General features: G+C 34.9%; 17 protein-coding genes and 1 pseudogene. 16 read left to right on the top strand and 2 right to left on the bottom strand.

The features are described 5' to 3' along the window. The first annotated feature begins 20 nt into the window (after positions 1–20). From hag to BM163_RS08410, 4 genes are all read left to right on the top strand, one after another. Positions 21–875 (top strand): flagellin Hag, encoded by an 855-nt coding sequence (gene hag / locus BM163_RS08425; protein ID WP_089802119.1) that lies wholly within the window; start codon positions 21–23, stop codon positions 873–875. A 136-nt stretch (positions 876–1,011) separates the two neighbouring features. Then, entirely contained in the window at positions 1,012–1,614 is a 603-nt protein-coding gene (locus BM163_RS08420; protein WP_089802117.1) for a DUF8042 domain-containing protein, read from the top strand. Positions 1,615–1,690: 76 nt separating this feature from the next. After that, positions 1,691–3,430: a motility associated factor glycosyltransferase family protein gene (locus BM163_RS08415; RefSeq protein ID WP_170243695.1), complete on the top strand. Its 1,740-nt coding sequence runs from the start codon at positions 1,691–1,693 to the stop codon at positions 3,428–3,430. Between the two features lie 96 nt (positions 3,431–3,526). Next, positions 3,527–4,621, top strand: a complete 1,095-nt coding sequence (locus BM163_RS08410; protein WP_089802113.1) for a DUF2920 family protein — start codon at positions 3,527–3,529, stop codon at positions 4,619–4,621. A gap of 48 nt (positions 4,622–4,669) precedes the next feature. On the opposite strand, the pseudogene BM163_RS08405 reads toward BM163_RS08410, so the two are convergent. Continuing rightward, positions 4,670–6,023, bottom strand: a pseudogene (locus tag BM163_RS08405) (IS4 family transposase). A 342-nt stretch (positions 6,024–6,365) separates the two neighbouring features. On the opposite strand from BM163_RS08405, the gene BM163_RS08400 reads away from it, so the two are divergent. The 11 genes from BM163_RS08400 (at position 6,366) to BM163_RS08350 (ending at position 16,947) form a co-directional block, all read left to right on the top strand. Beyond that, complete coding sequence (locus BM163_RS08400) at positions 6,366–7,346, top strand: NAD-dependent 4,6-dehydratase LegB (RefSeq protein WP_089802111.1); 981 nt, start codon at positions 6,366–6,368, stop codon at positions 7,344–7,346. A 20-nt stretch (positions 7,347–7,366) separates the two neighbouring features. Continuing rightward, entirely contained in the window at positions 7,367–8,020 is a 654-nt protein-coding gene (locus BM163_RS08395) for an LbetaH domain-containing protein (RefSeq protein WP_089802109.1), read from the top strand. Continuing rightward, positions 8,020–9,186, top strand: a complete 1,167-nt coding sequence (locus BM163_RS08390; RefSeq protein WP_089802108.1) for a LegC family aminotransferase — start codon at positions 8,020–8,022, stop codon at positions 9,184–9,186. Before BM163_RS08395 ends, BM163_RS08390 begins: the two co-directional genes overlap by 1 nt. A 28-nt stretch (positions 9,187–9,214) precedes the next feature. Then, complete coding sequence (locus BM163_RS08385; protein WP_089802106.1) at positions 9,215–10,261, top strand: sugar phosphate nucleotidyltransferase; 1,047 nt, start codon at positions 9,215–9,217, stop codon at positions 10,259–10,261. Continuing rightward, a complete protein-coding gene (locus BM163_RS08380; RefSeq protein WP_089802104.1) occupies positions 10,254–10,898 on the top strand; it encodes an acetyltransferase in 645 nt (214 codons plus the stop codon). Before BM163_RS08385 ends, BM163_RS08380 begins: the two co-directional genes overlap by 8 nt. Next, entirely contained in the window at positions 10,895–11,890 is a 996-nt protein-coding gene (gene neuB / locus BM163_RS08375; protein WP_089802102.1) for an N-acetylneuraminate synthase, read from the top strand. The genes BM163_RS08380 and neuB overlap by 4 nt, the downstream gene beginning before the upstream one ends. Continuing rightward, a complete protein-coding gene (neuC, locus tag BM163_RS08370) occupies positions 11,887–13,059 on the top strand; it encodes a UDP-N-acetylglucosamine 2-epimerase (protein WP_089802101.1) in 1,173 nt (390 codons plus the stop codon). The genes neuB and neuC overlap by 4 nt, the downstream gene beginning before the upstream one ends. After that, the gene (locus tag BM163_RS08365; protein WP_089802098.1) at positions 13,056–13,772 is read left to right on the top strand and encodes an acylneuraminate cytidylyltransferase family protein; all 717 of its coding nucleotides are present in this window, start codon (positions 13,056–13,058) and stop codon (positions 13,770–13,772) included. The genes neuC and BM163_RS08365 overlap by 4 nt, the downstream gene beginning before the upstream one ends. A 120-nt stretch (positions 13,773–13,892) precedes the next feature. After that, on the top strand, positions 13,893–14,708 hold the full coding sequence (locus tag BM163_RS08360; RefSeq protein ID WP_089802096.1) for a flagellin N-terminal helical domain-containing protein: 816 nt from the start codon (positions 13,893–13,895) through the stop codon (positions 14,706–14,708). 106 nt (positions 14,709–14,814) lie between these two features. Then, positions 14,815–14,982, top strand: coding sequence for a YjfB family protein (locus BM163_RS08355; RefSeq protein WP_089802094.1), 168 nt, complete (start codon positions 14,815–14,817; stop codon positions 14,980–14,982). Positions 14,983–15,255: 273 nt separating this feature from the next. Further along, the gene (locus BM163_RS08350; RefSeq protein ID WP_089802092.1) at positions 15,256–16,947 is read left to right on the top strand and encodes a methyl-accepting chemotaxis protein; all 1,692 of its coding nucleotides are present in this window, start codon (positions 15,256–15,258) and stop codon (positions 16,945–16,947) included. Positions 16,948–17,070: 123 nt separating this feature from the next. Here the strand turns inward: BM163_RS08350 and BM163_RS08345 are convergent, their stop codons facing one another. Then, positions 17,071–17,964 (bottom strand): diacylglycerol/lipid kinase family protein, encoded by an 894-nt coding sequence (locus BM163_RS08345; RefSeq protein ID WP_170243697.1) that lies wholly within the window; start codon positions 17,962–17,964, stop codon positions 17,071–17,073. A 372-nt stretch (positions 17,965–18,336) separates the two neighbouring features. On the opposite strand from BM163_RS08345, the gene BM163_RS08340 reads away from it, so the two are divergent. Continuing rightward, a partial coding sequence (locus BM163_RS08340; protein ID WP_177200259.1) for a transposase occupies positions 18,337–18,494 on the top strand: 158 nt, incomplete at its 3' end.

Raw genomic sequence — 18,494 nt, 5'->3', positions numbered from 1 at the left:
AATTCAAGGAGGAAACAAACATGATTATTAACAATAATATTCCAGCTTTAAACACACACCGTCAAATGGGCATTAACCAAGGTAACATGCAGAAATCAATGGAGAAATTATCTTCAGGTCTTCGTATCAACCGTGCAGGTGACGATGCGGCAGGTCTTGCAATTTCAGAGAAAATGCGTGGTCAAATCCGTGGTTTAGATCAAGCTAGTCGTAACGCTGCAGATGGCGTTTCATTAATTCAAACAGCAGAAGGCGCACTAAACGAAACACACTCTATTTTACAACGTATGCGTGAACTAGCTGTTCAATCTGCGAATGATACGAACGAAGGAGTAGACCGTTCAGAGCTACAAAAAGAAATGAATGAATTGATTGATGAAATTGATCGTATTGCGAATAATACAGAATTCAACCAGAAAAAACTACTTAATGGTTCACTTTCTGGAACTGGTAGTGTGAAACTTCAGATTGGTGCTAACTCAGGTCAGAGTATTGCATTAGAAATAAAATCGATGACATCTTCAGGAATTGGAATTAGTGGATTAGTTGTTACTGATCCTGATGCTGCCTCTGCTTCTGGTATAATGACACACGATTTAGCAACAGCAGCAATTAAAACAATTAATGATGCTATAGAAACTGTATCAGCCGAGCGTTCGAAATTAGGTGCTAATCAAAACCGTTTAGAGCATACGATTGCTAACTTAGATAACTCTTCTGAAAACCTATCAGCTGCAGAATCACGTATTCGTGACGTTGATATGGCGAAAGAGATGATGGAAATGACAAAAGCAAACATTCTATCACAAGCATCGCAAAGTATGTTAGCTCAAGCGAATCAACAACCGCAATCAGTTCTTCAATTATTAGGTTAATTATTAATAAAATAATTGAGAAAATAATAAAGGTCTTAGCCAATAGGCTAGGGCCTTTATTTAATTAAATGAACAATACATAAGTGTAATCTATGATAAAATAATAGTTAATAATATATTTATAAGAGGTGTTGGAATGATTATTGTTAAAGTAAGTGAAGAAATAATTAATGTAGAAGAGACTAAAGTTTTTCAGTTTATAGTTGAAAAGATGAATCAGTTAAGTGAAAATGAGGATTTAGTTTTCAGTCATTTAATTATAGATGGACATGAAGTATATAATGATCATGAAAACTATATTAATCAGTATCTTCATGATATTAAACTCATTGAATTAGAGATGGCATCAGTTGAGGAGTTAACAAATGATATTCTTAACTCTCTAAAATTATATTTAGACAGAGCGGTTCCGACCCTTGAGTTGATGGTGAGTGAGAATTACGGAGAAATGTCAGAATCATTCTGGACTAATATGGTGGACTTAACTGATGGAATACAGGCCATCATGCAGTTCTCAGAATCGCTTAATGCTTTAGATAGTGTGGCTTTTCATACAGTTAAAGAGGAACAAAAATGTCTAATAAATATCTTACCACAACTATTAGATGCGTTAGAATCAAAAGATGCGACGTTAATTTTTGATTTGTTAAGTTTTGAAATCGTTCCGATTTTTGAAGCTCTTCAGAAAAAAGTAAATGATGTGGTAACTCGCAAGAAAGGTGATTCAATTGAAAACTAGTAATAGTCGCTATCTACAAAGCTATTTCCCGGAAGTTCGGACGCTTCTTACCAACAGTAATAAAGAGACTATGATTGTGGAAGTTTTGGAAACTAGAAATAACCAAGATACATTAAAGGTTAAGTTAGATGATAGAGAATTATTTATTCATAGTAGTTATAATCCTGAAAGAGAAGCACAACAAATTCTGAAAAAGGAATTAACAGAAGATTTTAATTCCGATTCTCATGTTGTATTCTTTGGCTTAGGATTAGGTTATCACGTATCCCAATTTACTAAACAGTATCAACAAAATAGTTATTCTATTATTGAACCATCTCTAGAGATATTTAATGTCACGTCAGATTTGATACAATTGGAAGATGTGTTTAATAAAAATGTTGTACATCTTTTTGTAGGAGAAATGTACTCAATTACACAAATGGTAAATCAGATTTATAAAGAGTCGACAACAAAAATAGAAATCGTTATTTTACCTACATATAAACAGTTATTTAGCAAATTATTGAGTGAATTTCTTTCGGAATCAAAAAACAAAATTAGACAACATAGATCTATGCTTGCGACAAATTACCGTTTTCAATTCAATTGGATAGAAAATAGTATAAAGAACCACAAGCGTGTTATAAACACACCTAATATATTAGATGATGATTTTAAGCGAATTTTCAAGGATAAGCCAGTTATGATAGTTTCTGCCGGCCCATCTCTATCTGATGATATTGAATCACTGCGCTATATTAAAGAGAACTGCTTAGGTTATATCTTTTCTGTTGGTTCTGCGATTAATACGTTAGTAGAATATAATATTTTACCTGATGCGGTATTTAGCTTTGACCCAGGAGAAAAGAACCACTTAGTTTTCGAGAAAATGATTAACAACAATATGGATAGCATTCCTTTAGTGTTTGGATCAAGTGTGGGTTATCAATTGCTAGATAATTATCGGGGACCCAAATATCATTTTATTACTTCGCAAGATTATACGTCGCGCTTATTACTAGGTGATCAAGTCAATGTAGATGAGTTAATATTGGATTCTCCATCGATTGCTGTTATGACTTTTCAAATTGTCAATAAATTAGGTATGTCACCTGTGATTTTCGCGGGCCAAAACCTAGGGTATTTATATAATCGTCGTTACGCAAAAGGTGTTGAATATAATTTTATTGATTCGGAATTGACAGAACAAGAAGTAAGTCGGGCAGAAGACGTTAAAGATGTTTATGGTAATAATATCAAGACTACAATGAGTTTTAATATGATGAGGAAATCATTGGAGCTTTTTGCGGAACACTTTAAGGGCGAGTATTATAATACAACCAAGGGTGGCGCAGATATAAAAGGTATTCCGTTTAAAACAATTGAAAAAATTATTAAAGAGCACTTACGAAAGTCAATTGATAAAAAAACTTGGCCATCTAATTTAGCTTCATATGATTTATCAAAACAAGAAGAGAAAAAGAAAGAACTTTTATTATCGTATGAAAGTTATATAGAGGGAAAAAGTAGATTAGAATACACCTTTGATAAAATTAAAAATGAAACTGGAAAAAAGAAGTTAGAGAAGTTATTCACAAAGATTGACGATGAATTGACTAGGTTTGAAAAGAACGATTTCTTTAAACAATTTATTGTCCAAGTGATACGTGTAGAACATGATTTATTAATACAGAAAATAAATAAAACAGCAAAAAAAGAAGATACCTTGGATAAGAAAAAAGATATTGTTCAGATGTTTAAGCACTACCTCGACATTCTTCAAAAAGCTTCCAATAAATTAGTTGAAGTAGCAAAAAAAGAAGCGATAATTTAGTTTTTATGGATTATGAATTGATTATAGAGATGAACGTATGTAACGTAAATATTCGTTTCTATACTCTAACACGTAAAATATATTTAGGAGAAACTTATGATAACTTCACATTCATTTGACGTTCCGGCACATCAAAACATATATAATAATTCTTTAGGTAGAAAATTAAAGATTACATTTTCTCTAGATGAAAATAACATGAATGATGAGACAGGACTACTTTTGTTAGTTCCAGGGTTTGGAGCTTCAATTAATTCCAATATCTATAAAAAGATGAGAGATAGCTTTGCTAATGAGTATAATCTTGTTGTTATACAATGCGATTATTTTGGTAGTGAATTCATGCAAGACGCTGATAAGATAACAATTAATCAAGATGTTATTTTAAGGAGTCTAACAGATACTCAGAAGAATGAAGTGTTAAGAGGTGAAAGTAGTCTCGAATCTTTCATCCAATATTATAAAGGTACTGTACCTGGGGTCGCTGTTTTAAATGAACACATAGATAACTTTAACGATATGGGATTTTTGCAAGCGATAGATTTAATTACTGCGGTTGAATCAGTTAAGATAATATTAAGAGATAATAATTATCTTTTTAATCAAAATAGATTAATAGGGTACGGCCATTCTCACGGTGCTTATTTACTTCATTTATCTAATATGCTGATGCCTAATTTATTCAGTTATATTATAGATAATTCATCCTGGATTAAACCTGAATATATTAAGCAGGTTAGATATTTAATATTTCAACGTAACAATATAACTTTTAATCTATCATTTAATTATTTATTAAGGAATATTTTGATGGACGCAGAAATATTAGATTTACGTAATATAAAGCACGATACGAAGATACACACACAAATTTTATGTTTTCAAGGTACCAATGATACTCTGGTAGATTTTAGTGAGAAAGAAACCTTTATAAATAGTTTTATCAATTCAGAGATAATTAAAATAACGGAAGAAAATATAGATAATATTATCGTTAACTCTAGTACTCACGGATTAAATGCGGATTTTATTCAAATGTTTAAATTTGCGATCAAGAAAGAAAAAGAGTTAATGATTAAAAGTATATTCGAGTGTGAAATTAAAATAAAGAATTTACAAATAAAATTATATAATAAAGGCTTACCTATATTTGTATTTTCACATATAGAGAATTACTTTTATATTAAATAAGTTTACTCATTTGCCTTTATAATTCAAGTTTTTTCTTTTTTTATTTACTCAACTTTCGCACCCCAAAATCGGCAGATAGGCCTTGATATAACTAGGTAAGGCATCAAACCATTGTTGGAGTTGACTTTTGATAATATTTTGTATTTTATTATTTGTTTGTTTAAGAGTATCTTCAAGAAGCTCGAAGAGCTGATATAATGCATGAGCCCAATCAAGTTCATTAATTTCGTCACTTAATTCATAAAAGATACCACCTAGTGTTCGATCATCATTATGGCAGCGATTTTGCCATGAAAGGGTGATATATCGAGTAAATACAATGGTTGTATGACTGATTAACGCATCATATGAACGACTTTGAAACTCCTTCTGGAGTTTCAGTAAAGATTTCGTTGTTTTAAAGAAGACTTCTATATCCCAACGCATACCGTAAATGCGAATGATTTCTTCATCGCTAAGCGAACAGTCTGTGCTTAGAATAGCGAGCCATTCGCTTCTCTTATTTCGATTCCGCACAAAGACAACCTTAATATCAACACCATTAGACTGGGTTGTATGAATGGAAGGGATGATATTCTTTTTACCTTCAGTTGGTGTAGCTAGAGTATAAAGTTCTTTTAAACTCACGCGCTGGTCACCATGAAGATAGCGTTGTTTTAGATTTTTGACCATGCCAATCACATCAAGCCCTTGTTCCTGAATATTCTTAACTAGCGGTGGTGTTGTAAACCAAGAATCCATCAAAACATAGGATGCGTCAATACCAGAAGATAAGGCGCGATGAATCATGTCAGGAATTTGTTCAGGTGCTGTTTGTAAAGCGTTCACGCGTCTTTTATACCCTAAACTTCTCTTATCAATGTTAGATGAGATACCATTAATTTGGCTTTTTTTGAACTTAGTAGAGAGAAATCTACAGGGATAAAGGTTGCTCCGTCGGACCAACCAAGCGTAAGTAAACGAAAACCTTTGTAGTATCTCATCTTCTGAGAAGCATGATCAAAGCAACGCGCCAGTAATTCAACAGATTTACTTCGATTTCTATGATAAGATGAGTCATCCAGAATGAGAACCTTTGGTCGTTGGTTAACTTGGTTACTTTACCAATGGTATAACTACTTAGGTTAAGTAGGAACTTACGCCAATTGAATGTTGAGTGATTCATAAAGCGATAAACGGCATCCTTTGCGGGGAAATCGTGAGATTTCTTGCTTTAAAGTGTTCTAAACCAGTTCTTATTTCTGAATATGAGACTAAAAATAAGCTGAAATAAATACCCGCTAGAAAAACCAAGTGCTTTCGTAATGCCGGCATTTCTCAGGTGATGTAAAACTTTGAGTTCTTTAAAAATTACATTTAATTCATTTGGTAGTTGCTTATTTAGGTCGTTATTAGTTATCATATAGGAGACACCTCTTCTGTATGTTATTGTGTTTTGGTTAACTCAATTATACCAAACAGGAGTGGTGTTTTTTATATTTTTTAAAAAAGCAACATGAGTATTTAACTAGCCAATGCACTTAGAATCACTAAGTTTTGTAGTCGTTTTTGGACTGCGAAAGTTGAGTTATTTATATTTGATCCACCGATATTCAAATACTGGTAATTTTAGAATAAAAACCCATTCATTTAAAATCAAGGAGAGGATTTTATAAAATGGAATAGTTAAGTTTTTGGTAGTAAAATTATGTCTTCATGCTAGAAAAACTGAAGGTTAAATTTAATATGAATGGAGCGTGATTAAATGAGCACGGTATTAGTTACAGGAGCAGATGGTTTTATTGGTAGTCATCTAACTGAAGAATTAGTAAATCAAGGCCATAAAGTAAAAGCTTTCGCTTATTATAATTCTTTTAATTCATGGGGATGGTTAGATAGCATATCTAAAGATATCATGAATGAGGTAGAAGTTTTTACTGGAGATGTGAGAGATCCTAATGGTGTGAGGGAATCTATGAAAGGTATAGATGAGGTTTTTCATCTTGCAGCGCTCATCGCTATACCGTTTAGTTATCATTCCCCCGATACATATGTCGATACCAATATCAAAGGAACACTTAATGTGCTGCAAGCAGCTAAAGATTTAGAAACTTCTAGAGTATTAATTACTTCCACATCAGAAGTGTATGGCACAGCACAGTATGTTCCTATTGATGAAAAACATCCGTTTCAAGGACAGTCACCTTATTCAGCAACAAAAATCGGGGCTGACCGATTAGCTGAATCATTCTATCGGAGCTATAATATGCCAATTTCAATTGTTCGTCCATTTAACACTTATGGCCCTCGACAATCTTCGAGGGCGGTTATTCCTACAATTATTACACAACTACTTGCCGGTATAGAAGAAATAAAACTTGGATCATTAACACCAACAAGAGACTTTAATTACGTGAAAGATACCGTTAGAGGATTTATTGAAATTGCCAGAGCCCAGAATACAATTGGTGAAGAAATTAATATCGCAACTCAGCAAGAAATATCCATCGGTCAACTTGCTGAAGAATTGATAAGGAAGATTAATCCAAATGCAAGTATTATATGTGATGATCGGAGGCTTAGACCTGAAAAAAGTGAAGTTAATAGACTTCTGGGGTCAAACGAGAAAATAAAAAGACTGACGAATTGGGAACCAAGCTATTCATTTGATCAAGGGCTGGCAGAGACAATCGATTTTTTGAAATATAATTTAGAACATTACAAGACAGGTATTTACAATATATAGTCGTGAGGAGGGTGAAAAGCATGATTGAGAGAGATATTTCATATTTTACTAACCAACAATTAAAAAACATACTAATAAGCAATCATGACGTAACACCGTATGTAAAAGACTCCTTAGATAGAACATTAAAGTGCTTTGAGAAGAATAACAATAAATATTACAAAGAAGACTTAAATCTATCTGTTTTTCATTCAGGACAATATTCAATATATCTTTATTATTTAGCAAATACCATCTTCAAAAAAAGTAATGATACTGAACTTGCTTCAAAAATATATTATCTAAACAAGATTTTGCATTCTGTGGACTGCTTTTATGAAATTGAATTACCTAACTATTTGGGAGTCGAGCATCCTGTTTGGAGTATTCTTGGAAGAGCTAAATATAATGATGGTCTATTTATTTACCGAAATTGTACAGTTGGTGGTAATAAAAAGAAATATCCAACTCTAGGACGAAACGTAATTATGTATTCGAATTCAACGATATTAGGAAACTGTAACATTGGTGATAACGTGATAATATCAACTGGAACAACTATCAAAGATCAAAATATTCCAAATAACAGTATGGTATTTGGAGAGAGTCCTAAATTAGTTGTTAAGCAAAAAAGTGAAGGTGAAATAAGGGAGTTAATAGAAGATATTTGGATAAGAAATAGAGGTGAAAGTTAATGTCTGAAAAATATATACCTCTATCTGTTCCTAATCTCAAAGGTAAAGAACTAGAATATGTCACGCGTGCAATTGAAACGGAGTGGGTATCAACAGCCGGTCCATATATTAGTGAGTTTGAAGATAACGTTGCGAAATATACAGGAGCCCGTGGTGCTGTTTCTTGTCAAAATGGAACTTCAGGCTTGCACATTGCTTTAAGAGTTTTGGAAGTGACTAGCGAAGATGAAATCATTGTTCCTACCCTTACCTTTATTGCGGCGGTTAATCCTGTTAAATATATAGGCGCAGAACCAATTTTCATGGACTGTGATGATACACTTAATATAGATGCAGATAAAGTAAGAGCTTTTTGCGAAACAGAATGTGACTATATTAATAGCAAGCTCATCAATAAAACATCTAAAAAACATATCAAGGCAATTATTGTCGTGCATGTTTTCGGAAACATGGCAGACATGGAAAAAATCATGTCGATTGCTGATGAATATAACCTAAAAGTAGTTGAAGATGCGACAGAAGCTTTGGGAACTTATTATACCGCAGGGAAATACAAAGACAAGCATGCAGGGACTATTGGTGATATTGGTGTCTATTCCTTTAATGGAAACAAAATCATGACCACTGGCGGTGGTGGAATGATTGTATCGAACAATGAAGAACTACTAAAGAAAGCCAAGCATTTAACAACACAAGCTAAAAGTAATGACTTATATTATATACATGACGACATTGGCTATAATTATCGTATGACAAATCTCCAAGCCGCGCTAGGATTGGCACAACTTGAACAATTAGAAGGATTTATAGAAACAAAGAAAACTAATTATGAGCGATACAAATCAGAAATTGAAAGTATTCATGGTCTAAGAATCTTAGATTTTAATGAACATACCAGACCAAATTATTGGTTTTATGCTTTGAGTATAGATAAAGAGTATAAGTTAAAAAGAGATCAGCTCATTTCTTATCTATCTTCTAAATGTATTCAATCTCGACCGATATGGGGATTAATTAGTGAGCAAACACCATATAGAGCTAATCAAATATATAAAATTGAGAAAGCACAAATATATTTAGAAAACATGATCAATATACCTTGTAGTTCAAATCTATCTAAAGAAGACGTACAATATGTTGTTGAATGTCTACAACACCGAAAATAGAAAGAAGTATTAGTGGAGGTGTAGAGGTATGGATGTTAATGATTTTTTAATCGATGAAGAGAAAACGATGATAGAAGCGATGCAACAATTAGATGAAGTAGCGAAAAAAGTTCTTTTTGTTGTGAAGGAAAATCTTTTTGTTGCAGCAATTACTGACGGAGATATTCGTCGGTGGATATTAAAAAAAGGTCATCTAGATGTGAAAGTAAAAGAAATTGCAAATTATAACCCGAAATATTTAACAGAGAAAAATAAAACTAGAGCAAAAGAGTTTTTGAAAAAGCATTCTATTGAAGCCGTACCTATTGTTTCTAAAGAAAAACAAATTCTCTCAATAGTCCTTCGGAATGATGAAGATATTGAAATGAAAAAACATTTAAAGGTGCCTGTTATCATAATGGCCGGTGGACTCGGTACTCGTCTATATCCATACACTAAAATACTTCCTAAGCCACTTATTCCTATTGGTGAAATCCCGATTGTAGAACATATAATTAATCGCTTCTATAGGCAAGGAAGTGATGAATTCTATTTAGTTGTTAATCATAAAAAGAATATGATTAAAGCTTACTTTAACGAAATTGAGAGAAACTACGAAATTCATTATGCTGATGAAAAAGAACCACTAGGAACAGGAGGTGGACTTAGCTTATTAAAAGGCAAAATGCATTCAACATTTGTTTTATCTAATTGCGATATTTTAATTGAAGAAGATTATGAAAAAATATATAACTACCATAAGCAAGAAAATAATCTAATCACGATGGTTTGTTCACTAAAAAATATTAAAATTCCTTATGGAGTCATTGAAATTAGTGAAACAGGTGAAATAGAAAGCATGAAGGAAAAACCGGAACTATCTTTTTTCACAAATACAGGAATGTATATTGTAGAGCCTAAGATTATTGAAGAGCTAGAGGAAGGTAAATCTATTGGCTTTCCGGATATCATTGAACAATATAAAGCTGAGGGTGAGAAAATCGGTATTTATCCAATAGGCGAGAAAAGTTGGATGGACATGGGTCAAATTGATGAAATGGAAGAAATGCGAAGAAGGTTAGAGAGGGATGGATAAAAAAATACTTTTAATTGGTGGCGGTGGCCATTGCAAATCGGTATTGGATAGTCTTCTTGAAATAAATAAATATGTAGAAATCGGAATTGTCGACAAAGAAGAAACTGTTGGTAATTCAGTGATGGGTGTTCCTGTAGTGGGATGTGATGATGATTTACCAGCTTTATTTAAAGATGGTTACCTGTATGCTTTTGTCACACTTGGAAGTATCGGAAACCCAATGCTCCGTATAAAACTCTTTAATCTTCTTAGTGAAATTGGTTACGAGATCCCTGTTATCATTGATAATTCAGCTAAAGTGAGTACACATGCAGAAATTAAACAAGGTGTGTTTATAGGGAAACAGAGTACTATTAATGCTGGATCCCTAATTCAAAAAGGAGCCATCATAAATTCAGGATCTGTTGTGGAACACGACTGTCAGATAGGTGCTTTTTCTCACATTGCTCCAGGAGCTGTTTTAGGTGGAGAAGTCGTAGTTGGAGAGCATTCTCACATCGGATCAAACGCTACGGTTAAACAACAAATTCACATAGGGTCAAATTCAATTATCGGTATGGGAAGTGTCGTCTTGCAAAATATTGATTCAAATACGATAGCTTACGGAAATCCATGCAGGGGGGTGAAGAAACAATGAGTGTATTCGTTATTGCTGAAGCTGGTGTAAATCATAATGGAAGTTTGGATCTGGCAAAGAAATTAGTCAATGTTGCTAAAGATGCAGGGGCTGATTGCGTAAAGTTTCAAACTTTTGTTTCGAAGAATATAGTTTCAAAAAATGCAGTAAAAGCTGAGTATCAAAAGCAGCAAACTGAGCCTAAAGAATCCCAACAGGATATGCTTAAGAAGCTGGAACTCTCCTTTGATGAGTTTATAGAACTGAATGAATACTGTAAAAGCAAAGATATTGAATTTATGTCCACTGCTTTTGACTTTGATAGCATAGATTTTTTGGATAGTTTAGAAATGGGCACGTGGAAAATTCCATCAGGAGATATTACCAACTTACCTTATCTAATCAAGATTGCTAAACTAAATAAACCAGTGATACTTTCCACCGGTATGAGCACAATGGAAGACATAAGAAATGCAATCAATGCACTAAAGGACAACGGAACCAATAAAATTACAGTGCTTCATTGCACAACTGAATATCCTACTCCTTTTAATGATGTGAACTTGAATGCGATGCTTACTATTAAAAATGAATTTGATTTACAGGTGGGTTACTCAGACCATACTGAAGGAATTGAAGTACCTATTGCGGCTGTTGCATTAGGTGCTAGGGTTATAGAGAAACATTTTACCTTGGATAGAAATATGGAGGGACCTGATCATAAAGCAAGTTTAGAACCGGACGAGCTTAAGGCTATGGTTGATTCAATTAGGAATATTGAATCTGCATTAGGTAATAGAATCAAACAGCCAGCGGAATCAGAGAAGAAGAACATGGCAGTTGCTCGTAAGAGTATTATTGCAAGTAAAGACATTAAAGCGAGTGAAATTTTTACAGAAAATAACCTTACAGTGAAAAGGCCAGGTACTGGTATAAGTCCTATGAGATGGTTTGATGTCATAGGGAAGTGTGCTTTAAGAGATTTTGAAGAAGACGAGTTGATAGAGCTATGAAAAAATTAATCAGTATATTGACAGCTACAAGGGCTGAATATGGATTGTTAAAACCGATTATCTTAAAACTAAATAAAGTTAAGGAATTCGATGTCAGAGTTGTAGCTACTGGCGCACATTTATCACCTGAATTCGGTTTGACGTATCAAGAAATTGAAAGGGATGGTTTTGCTATTGATAAGAAAATTGATATTCTTTTAAGCTCAGATACACCATCTTCTATTTCTAAATCAATGGGTCTTGCGATGATTAGCTTTGCTGATTATTTTGAGAAGTTAAATCCCGATTTGTTGATAGTTCTTGGTGACCGATATGAAACGCTAGCTGTAGCAACTACAGCTATGAATCAGAGAATTCCTATAGCTCATCTCTATGGTGGAGAAACCACAGAAGGTGCCATTGATGAGTCTATTCGTCATGCGATAACAAAACTGAGTTACCTTCATTTTACAAGTACAAATGAATACCGAAATAGGGTTATTCAATTAGGTGAGAATCCAGAGCGTGTATACAACGTCGGAGCCATTGGTATTGAAAATATCTTAAATGAAAAATTGCTACAAAAAGAAGAATTAGAAAATGAACTTAATATCAGTTTATCAAAGCCATATGCGGTGGTTACATTCCATCCAGTAACACTTGAAGAGAACAGCTCTGAGAAGCAAATTGAATCGCTTCTCGAAGTCTGTAAAAAATATAATAATTTAGATTTTATCTTCACTAAAGCAAATGCAGATGCTGAAGGCCGGATTATAAACCAATTTATTGATAGATATGCTAAAGATAATGATAACATTTTCGCATATGCATCACTTGGCATGAAACGCTATCTAAGCGCACTCAAGTATTGTAGGATGGTTATAGGGAATTCCTCAAGTGGATTAGTAGAAGCCCCAAGCTTTAGTATTCCTACAGTAAACATAGGAGACCGACAAAAGGGAAGAATGCAGGCAAGTAGTGTCATTAACTGTGAACCTACCCAGTTAAGCATACATCAAGCCTTGGGTTTGGCATTAAGTGATAAGTTTGCACACGAAACCAAGAAAACGGTTAATCCCTATGGAAATGGGGATACGTCCAATAAAGTAGTTGAAGTAATAAAAGATTGTGTGATTAATAATAAAATAGACCTTAAAAAAAAGTTTTATGATTGTGTGGTAGAGCAATGAGAAATCTTGCAATCATACCAGCGCGATCAGGATCTAAAGGGCTTAAAGATAAGAATATTAAATTATTAAATGGCAAACCTTTGTTGGCTTATACCATTGAAGCCGCAGTAAAGTCAAGTATGTTCGATGAAATAATGGTTTCAACCGATTCTAGGGATTATGCAAATATTGCGAGAACATGTGGAGCTAGTGTACCTTTCTTGAGAAGTAATGAACTATCAACTGACACTGCTTCTTCGTGGGATGTAGTCAAAGAAGTCATTGAAGGATATAAGAATTTAGGAAGTGAGTTTGATACAGTTGCTTTGTTACAACCAACGTCACCGCTTAGAACTTCGAATAATATTTTTGAAGGATATAAAGTGATGAAGGAAAAGAGCGCGAATTTTGTTGTGGGTGTATGTGAAATGGATCATTCTCCGCTATGGGCGAACACTTTACCAGAGGATCTTTCCATGGAAAATTTCATAAGACCAGATATTGTAGGAATACCAAGGCAAAATATTTCTACTTACTATCGTATCAACGGCGCTATATATATAGTGAGAATCGATCATCTTTTGAAATCGAATGATATTTATAATAATAAAAGTTTTGCATTGGTCATAAACAAAGAGAACTCAATAGATATAGATGATCAAATGGACTTTGATTTTGCCGAACTATTATTAAAAATTCGCACACAAAATATTAAGTTAAATACAGATTTGTAAAAGAATATGGCATTTTCTTAATTAGCATGGTATGATTTCAAACATTCTTCTTTATTTTCTATAAGAATAAGTCGATATAATTATTACGGGATGATATTCTATGGAAGGGGCAGAGGAACCATGCGCATAGGCACAAATACGATGGCATTATTTTCATATCGACAAATGGGTTTACATCAGAACCAGATGATGAATGCGATGATGCGCTTATCTTCAGGTAAGCGAATTAACAGCGCGAAAGATGATGCGGCTGGCTTAGCTATTTCTGAACGTATGCGTGCGCAAATCCGTGGGCTTAATCAAGCTTCACGTAATGCACAAGATGGTATTTCTCTGATCCAAACGGCTGAAGGTGGCTTAAATGAAACACATGCTATTTTGCAGCGCATGCGGGAACTCACTGTTCAAGCAGCTAACGATACGTTGACAACGTCAGATCGTGAGAAAATCCAAACTGAGTTCGACGAACTCAGTAAAGGATTGAATGACATTGGTAAGCGGACTGGATTTAATACACAGTCATTACTTGACGGTACATTTAAAGATAAAAAGCTACAAGTTGGTGCCAATAGTGGTCAAACGATAAGTTTGTCCATCAATGACATGACAAGTGAAGGGCTAGGTGTAAATGATTTAAGTGTGAAAAGTCATGATGACGCAAATGATACATTGACGGTGCTAGACAAAGCCATTGAATCTGTTTCGCGTGAACGCTCACGGCTAGGCGCAATGGAAAATCGATTAGGTCATACAATCAGCAACCTCGATAATCAGGCATTTAATTTAACCAGTGCGGAGTCGCGGATTCGTGACGCTGATATGGCAAAAGAGATGATGCTGTTTGTAAAACATAATATCTTAAATCAAGCGGCACAAATGATGTTAGCACAAAGCATGCAACAGCCTCAAAGTATCTTACAACTCTTAACGCAGTAGAAATTCTATGATATACTCATATTAGAAAATATTTCAAATGCTTAAGCCACGTAAATTTAATTAGGTTTGTTTAAGAAAGGAGCGCTGCTTTATCGATATCGCTAAAATGTCTATTCTGATGTCACAACAACAAGTAAAAAGCGACATGGCCATTCAATTAATGTCAAAGACAATGGAAATGGCTGAAATGAGTTCTGAGTCCATGACAGACATGCTTGAAACAGCTGTTGTCCCTCATCCTGATTTAGGACAAATGATTGATATAAAAGCATAATGTGTAGCACATGACGTCTTGTTGTGTGCTCTATTTTTGTTTTTTTAAGGGTGTGTTTTTAAAATATAAGTCCCGATGGCACGGATTGTTTAAAGTGTGTGCGTAAAAGTAACCGAAGTTTTTAATAAGTTGTTGGACAACTGGTTGAAAAAATGTGAAAGCGGTCGATATAATTAACAAAGCGCCTCGTAGATTTTGAAAAACTCGGGGGGGATTTTTGATTAAATTATGACGATGTAAGGGGTATACATCAAGCTGAAGGAGTGGTGAACGTTGAAACAACGCGGATTAAAAAGTTTAAAAGCGAAGATTTTAATTGGTTTTCTAACAGTAGTAGGTCTTAGTGTCATCTTAAGTAGCTTTATGATTATGATGATGGTTTTTAGTGATCGGCAAGTAGAAAACATGATTGAAAAAGAATTGCCTATTTTAGTCGTTGATGAACAACTGGCACTTAATATGTTAGAGCGGACGAGTTTATTAGAGTCTTACTTACTTTACGAAAACGATACGTATCGTGAAGCATTCGAACAAGGACTTGAAGAGGCGATTGCTTTAGAAGAACGCGCGTTAGCACTGAGTGATTCAGAAGAGCTAAAGAAACTCATCGATTTAAAAGTTGAGTGGGGGATGCGGACAGATCAAGTGTTTGAGATGGTAGATGCGGGTAATGTGCCCCAAGCACAGTTATTTTTACAAAACCAAGTCAACCCTATCGCAAGTCAACTCGTAGATGGCTTTAAAGCACTCGCAAGAGAACGGGAAGAGGCCATTGAACAAATAGGAGAAGATGTCTTGTCAATGGGTGACATGATGATTATCTCTTCGGGTATAGCTATTATACTGATTATTTCAGTAGCTGTTGTGATTGCTTATCTAGTGGCGAACTCAATTACCAAGCCACTTCAAAAAGTAACAAAGCGTATGCATGCGTTAAGTCAAGGAAAGCTCAATCATGAGCCGTTTGAAGTACGCCTACGTGATGAATCAGCTCAGTTAATGGAAGCAACCAATGAATTGACACTCCAAATGACGGTCTTAATTCATCAGCTAAATGAAGTTTCAACAACGGTCGATCGCCACAGTGATGAATTATCACAGTCAGCAGTCGAAGTGAGTAACGGCGCTGATCAGATTGCGCTAACAATGGGTGAGCTCGCTGATGGGTCTGAGTCGCAAGCGACCCATGCCTCAGAATTGTCTGAAGGCATGCATGTTTTAAACAGCGAGATGACTGAAGCATTAAATCAAGGACAAAAAGCGAATGACGAAACAAGTCATGTCTTATCTTTAACAAATGAAGGACAAGCGCTGATGAAAGCATCTGTCGATGCGATGCGTGACATTGATCGTGTCATCAAGGGTTCAGTTACGCGTGTGGAAGAGCTTAATACACATGCGACAAGCATTACCAAAATGGTCGGTGTCATCGAAGACATTGCCGAACAAACGAATCTCCTAGCGCTCAATGCATCGATTGAAGCTGCGCGTGCCGGTGAACATGGTAAAGGCTTTAGTGTGGTTGCCAATGAAGTAAGAAAACTCGCTGAACAAGTCGCGTCATCGGTTAAAGAGATTACTGGAACAGTTGATACCATTCAATCAGCTTCAAGTCAAGTAAATGTGGATTTAAATGAGGGGTATAAGGTAGTTAAAACAGGGACAGATCAGATTAATCAAACCAATGCTACCTTTAATCAAATCAACCAAGCGGTCGATAGTACAGCTAAGAGCATTAACCAAATTGTCTCATCACTTAACCACGTGTCAACTGAAACAGCCCGCCTTTTATCTGCTGTTGAAGAAGTGGCCTCGATCTCTGAGGAATCAGCTGCGGGTGTTGAAGAAACGAGTGCCTCAGTTGAAGAGATGAACGGTTCGATGCAAAACATTTCAGATGGCGCAAAAGAATTGACAGGGTTGGTTGACAACTTAAAAGAGATCATTAAACACTTTGAACTGTAAGTTTATTGAATACATTTGATCACATACATCTGTTAGCTTTATATGCTAAAAAAAGCTAAAGAAACAAAAAGGGAGCTACGCGTGATGCGTAGCTCTTTTCGTTATTATGCGCGGAGTTAAAAGTTATCCTTCTGACTTTTCGCCTGTAATCATAGTTAACGCGTGTTTTTGAATAAAGAGCTTTGCGGGTGTTTCGCCACCGTCTTCTCCATCACAGTCAATCGGTTTGTTTGGTGTCGTCTCAATAGTTAACTCAGTCGCATGAAAATAGTCAATCCCTTCTAAGCTTTCGGTGTTAGGCGTGATATTAGTTTTGATCATCTCAAGTAATGATTGTGCAGAGATTTCTTTAATAATGAGGACGTCAAATTTGCCATCATTCACATTTGCTTGATTAAAAAAGGCGCGCACACCGCCGGTGTACTGACCATTTCCGACCATGACCATTATTGCGTTGCCTTGATAATTTTTTGTGTCTGACGTCAGTGTTAATTGAAACGTCTCTGGCGATTGAAGTGACTGTAAACTACTTAAGTAATAACTGAATCTACCAAGCGTTGCTTTCGTATCAGCTACACTAACAGCTTGTTTTGTATCTGTCACAAGTCCCACACCAAAAAAGTTTAAAAAATAACGGTCATCATATTGCCCGACATCAACGACTGTTGTCTTAAGCTTAAGTATCGATTCGATGGCTTTAACCGGTTGGAGTGGCATATGTAATGCACGGGCAAAATCATTGGCCGTCCCACCTGGAATAATCGCATACATCGGTTGTTTGTCACATTGTAACACATATTGTAAAACGTGATGGACCGTCCCATCACCACCGTAAGCAATCACTAAATCGACGCGACTAAGTTCATTCATAATAGTTTCTTTTGTTTTATCTTTTAAGTTTAATAACGTGAGCATATGCGCCTTTTTTTGTATTAGATGAGTTAGTTCTCTTATTGTCTCTTTATTTACTTGACCAGCATCTTCATGAAAACATAGAACAATCGATAGCTTTTTCATTTTATTCTTCCCTCTCATGTGAGTTTTTACAACAATGCTTACTAAATTTTGTCTTATTAACTTTTCCCGTCTTGTTCTAAAATAAACCTTGGGTGAATTGCTGTAACGGATAATGGCATGTATCTGATGCAATGTTGAATGAAATATGAAAAAAAGTTGTATAGATAAAATGAAAAATATAGTAAAATATAGATAGTACGGTTATTTAACGCACTTCCGAAAGAAGTCTCCCTCTTCAAGCGTGTGAAGGGCGTAGCCCAACGATAAGGGGGAGATGAATGTCGGTTGGGCGACAGCCCAAAGGTTTTTTATTTTGTCTTTTTTCTTATTATGGTGTAATCAGTCTTATTAAGTATAAGGATTGAGATAACAATGAAATTAGACAGTAACAATCATTCAGTATTTTTGATGCATTACCATCTTGTGTTAGTTGTGAAGTATCGAAGAAAAGTAATAGATGATACGATTTCGGATTATGCCAAAGATAAATTTGTGTCATTGAGTGAAAAATATAATATCACATTAGTTGA

The sequence above is a fragment of the Halolactibacillus alkaliphilus genome (genome assembly GCF_900115465.1).
Taxonomy (GTDB): Bacteria; Bacillota; Bacilli; order Bacillales; family Amphibacillaceae; genus Halolactibacillus; species Halolactibacillus alkaliphilus.
This window is presented reverse-complemented; position numbering and strand designations above follow the sequence as displayed.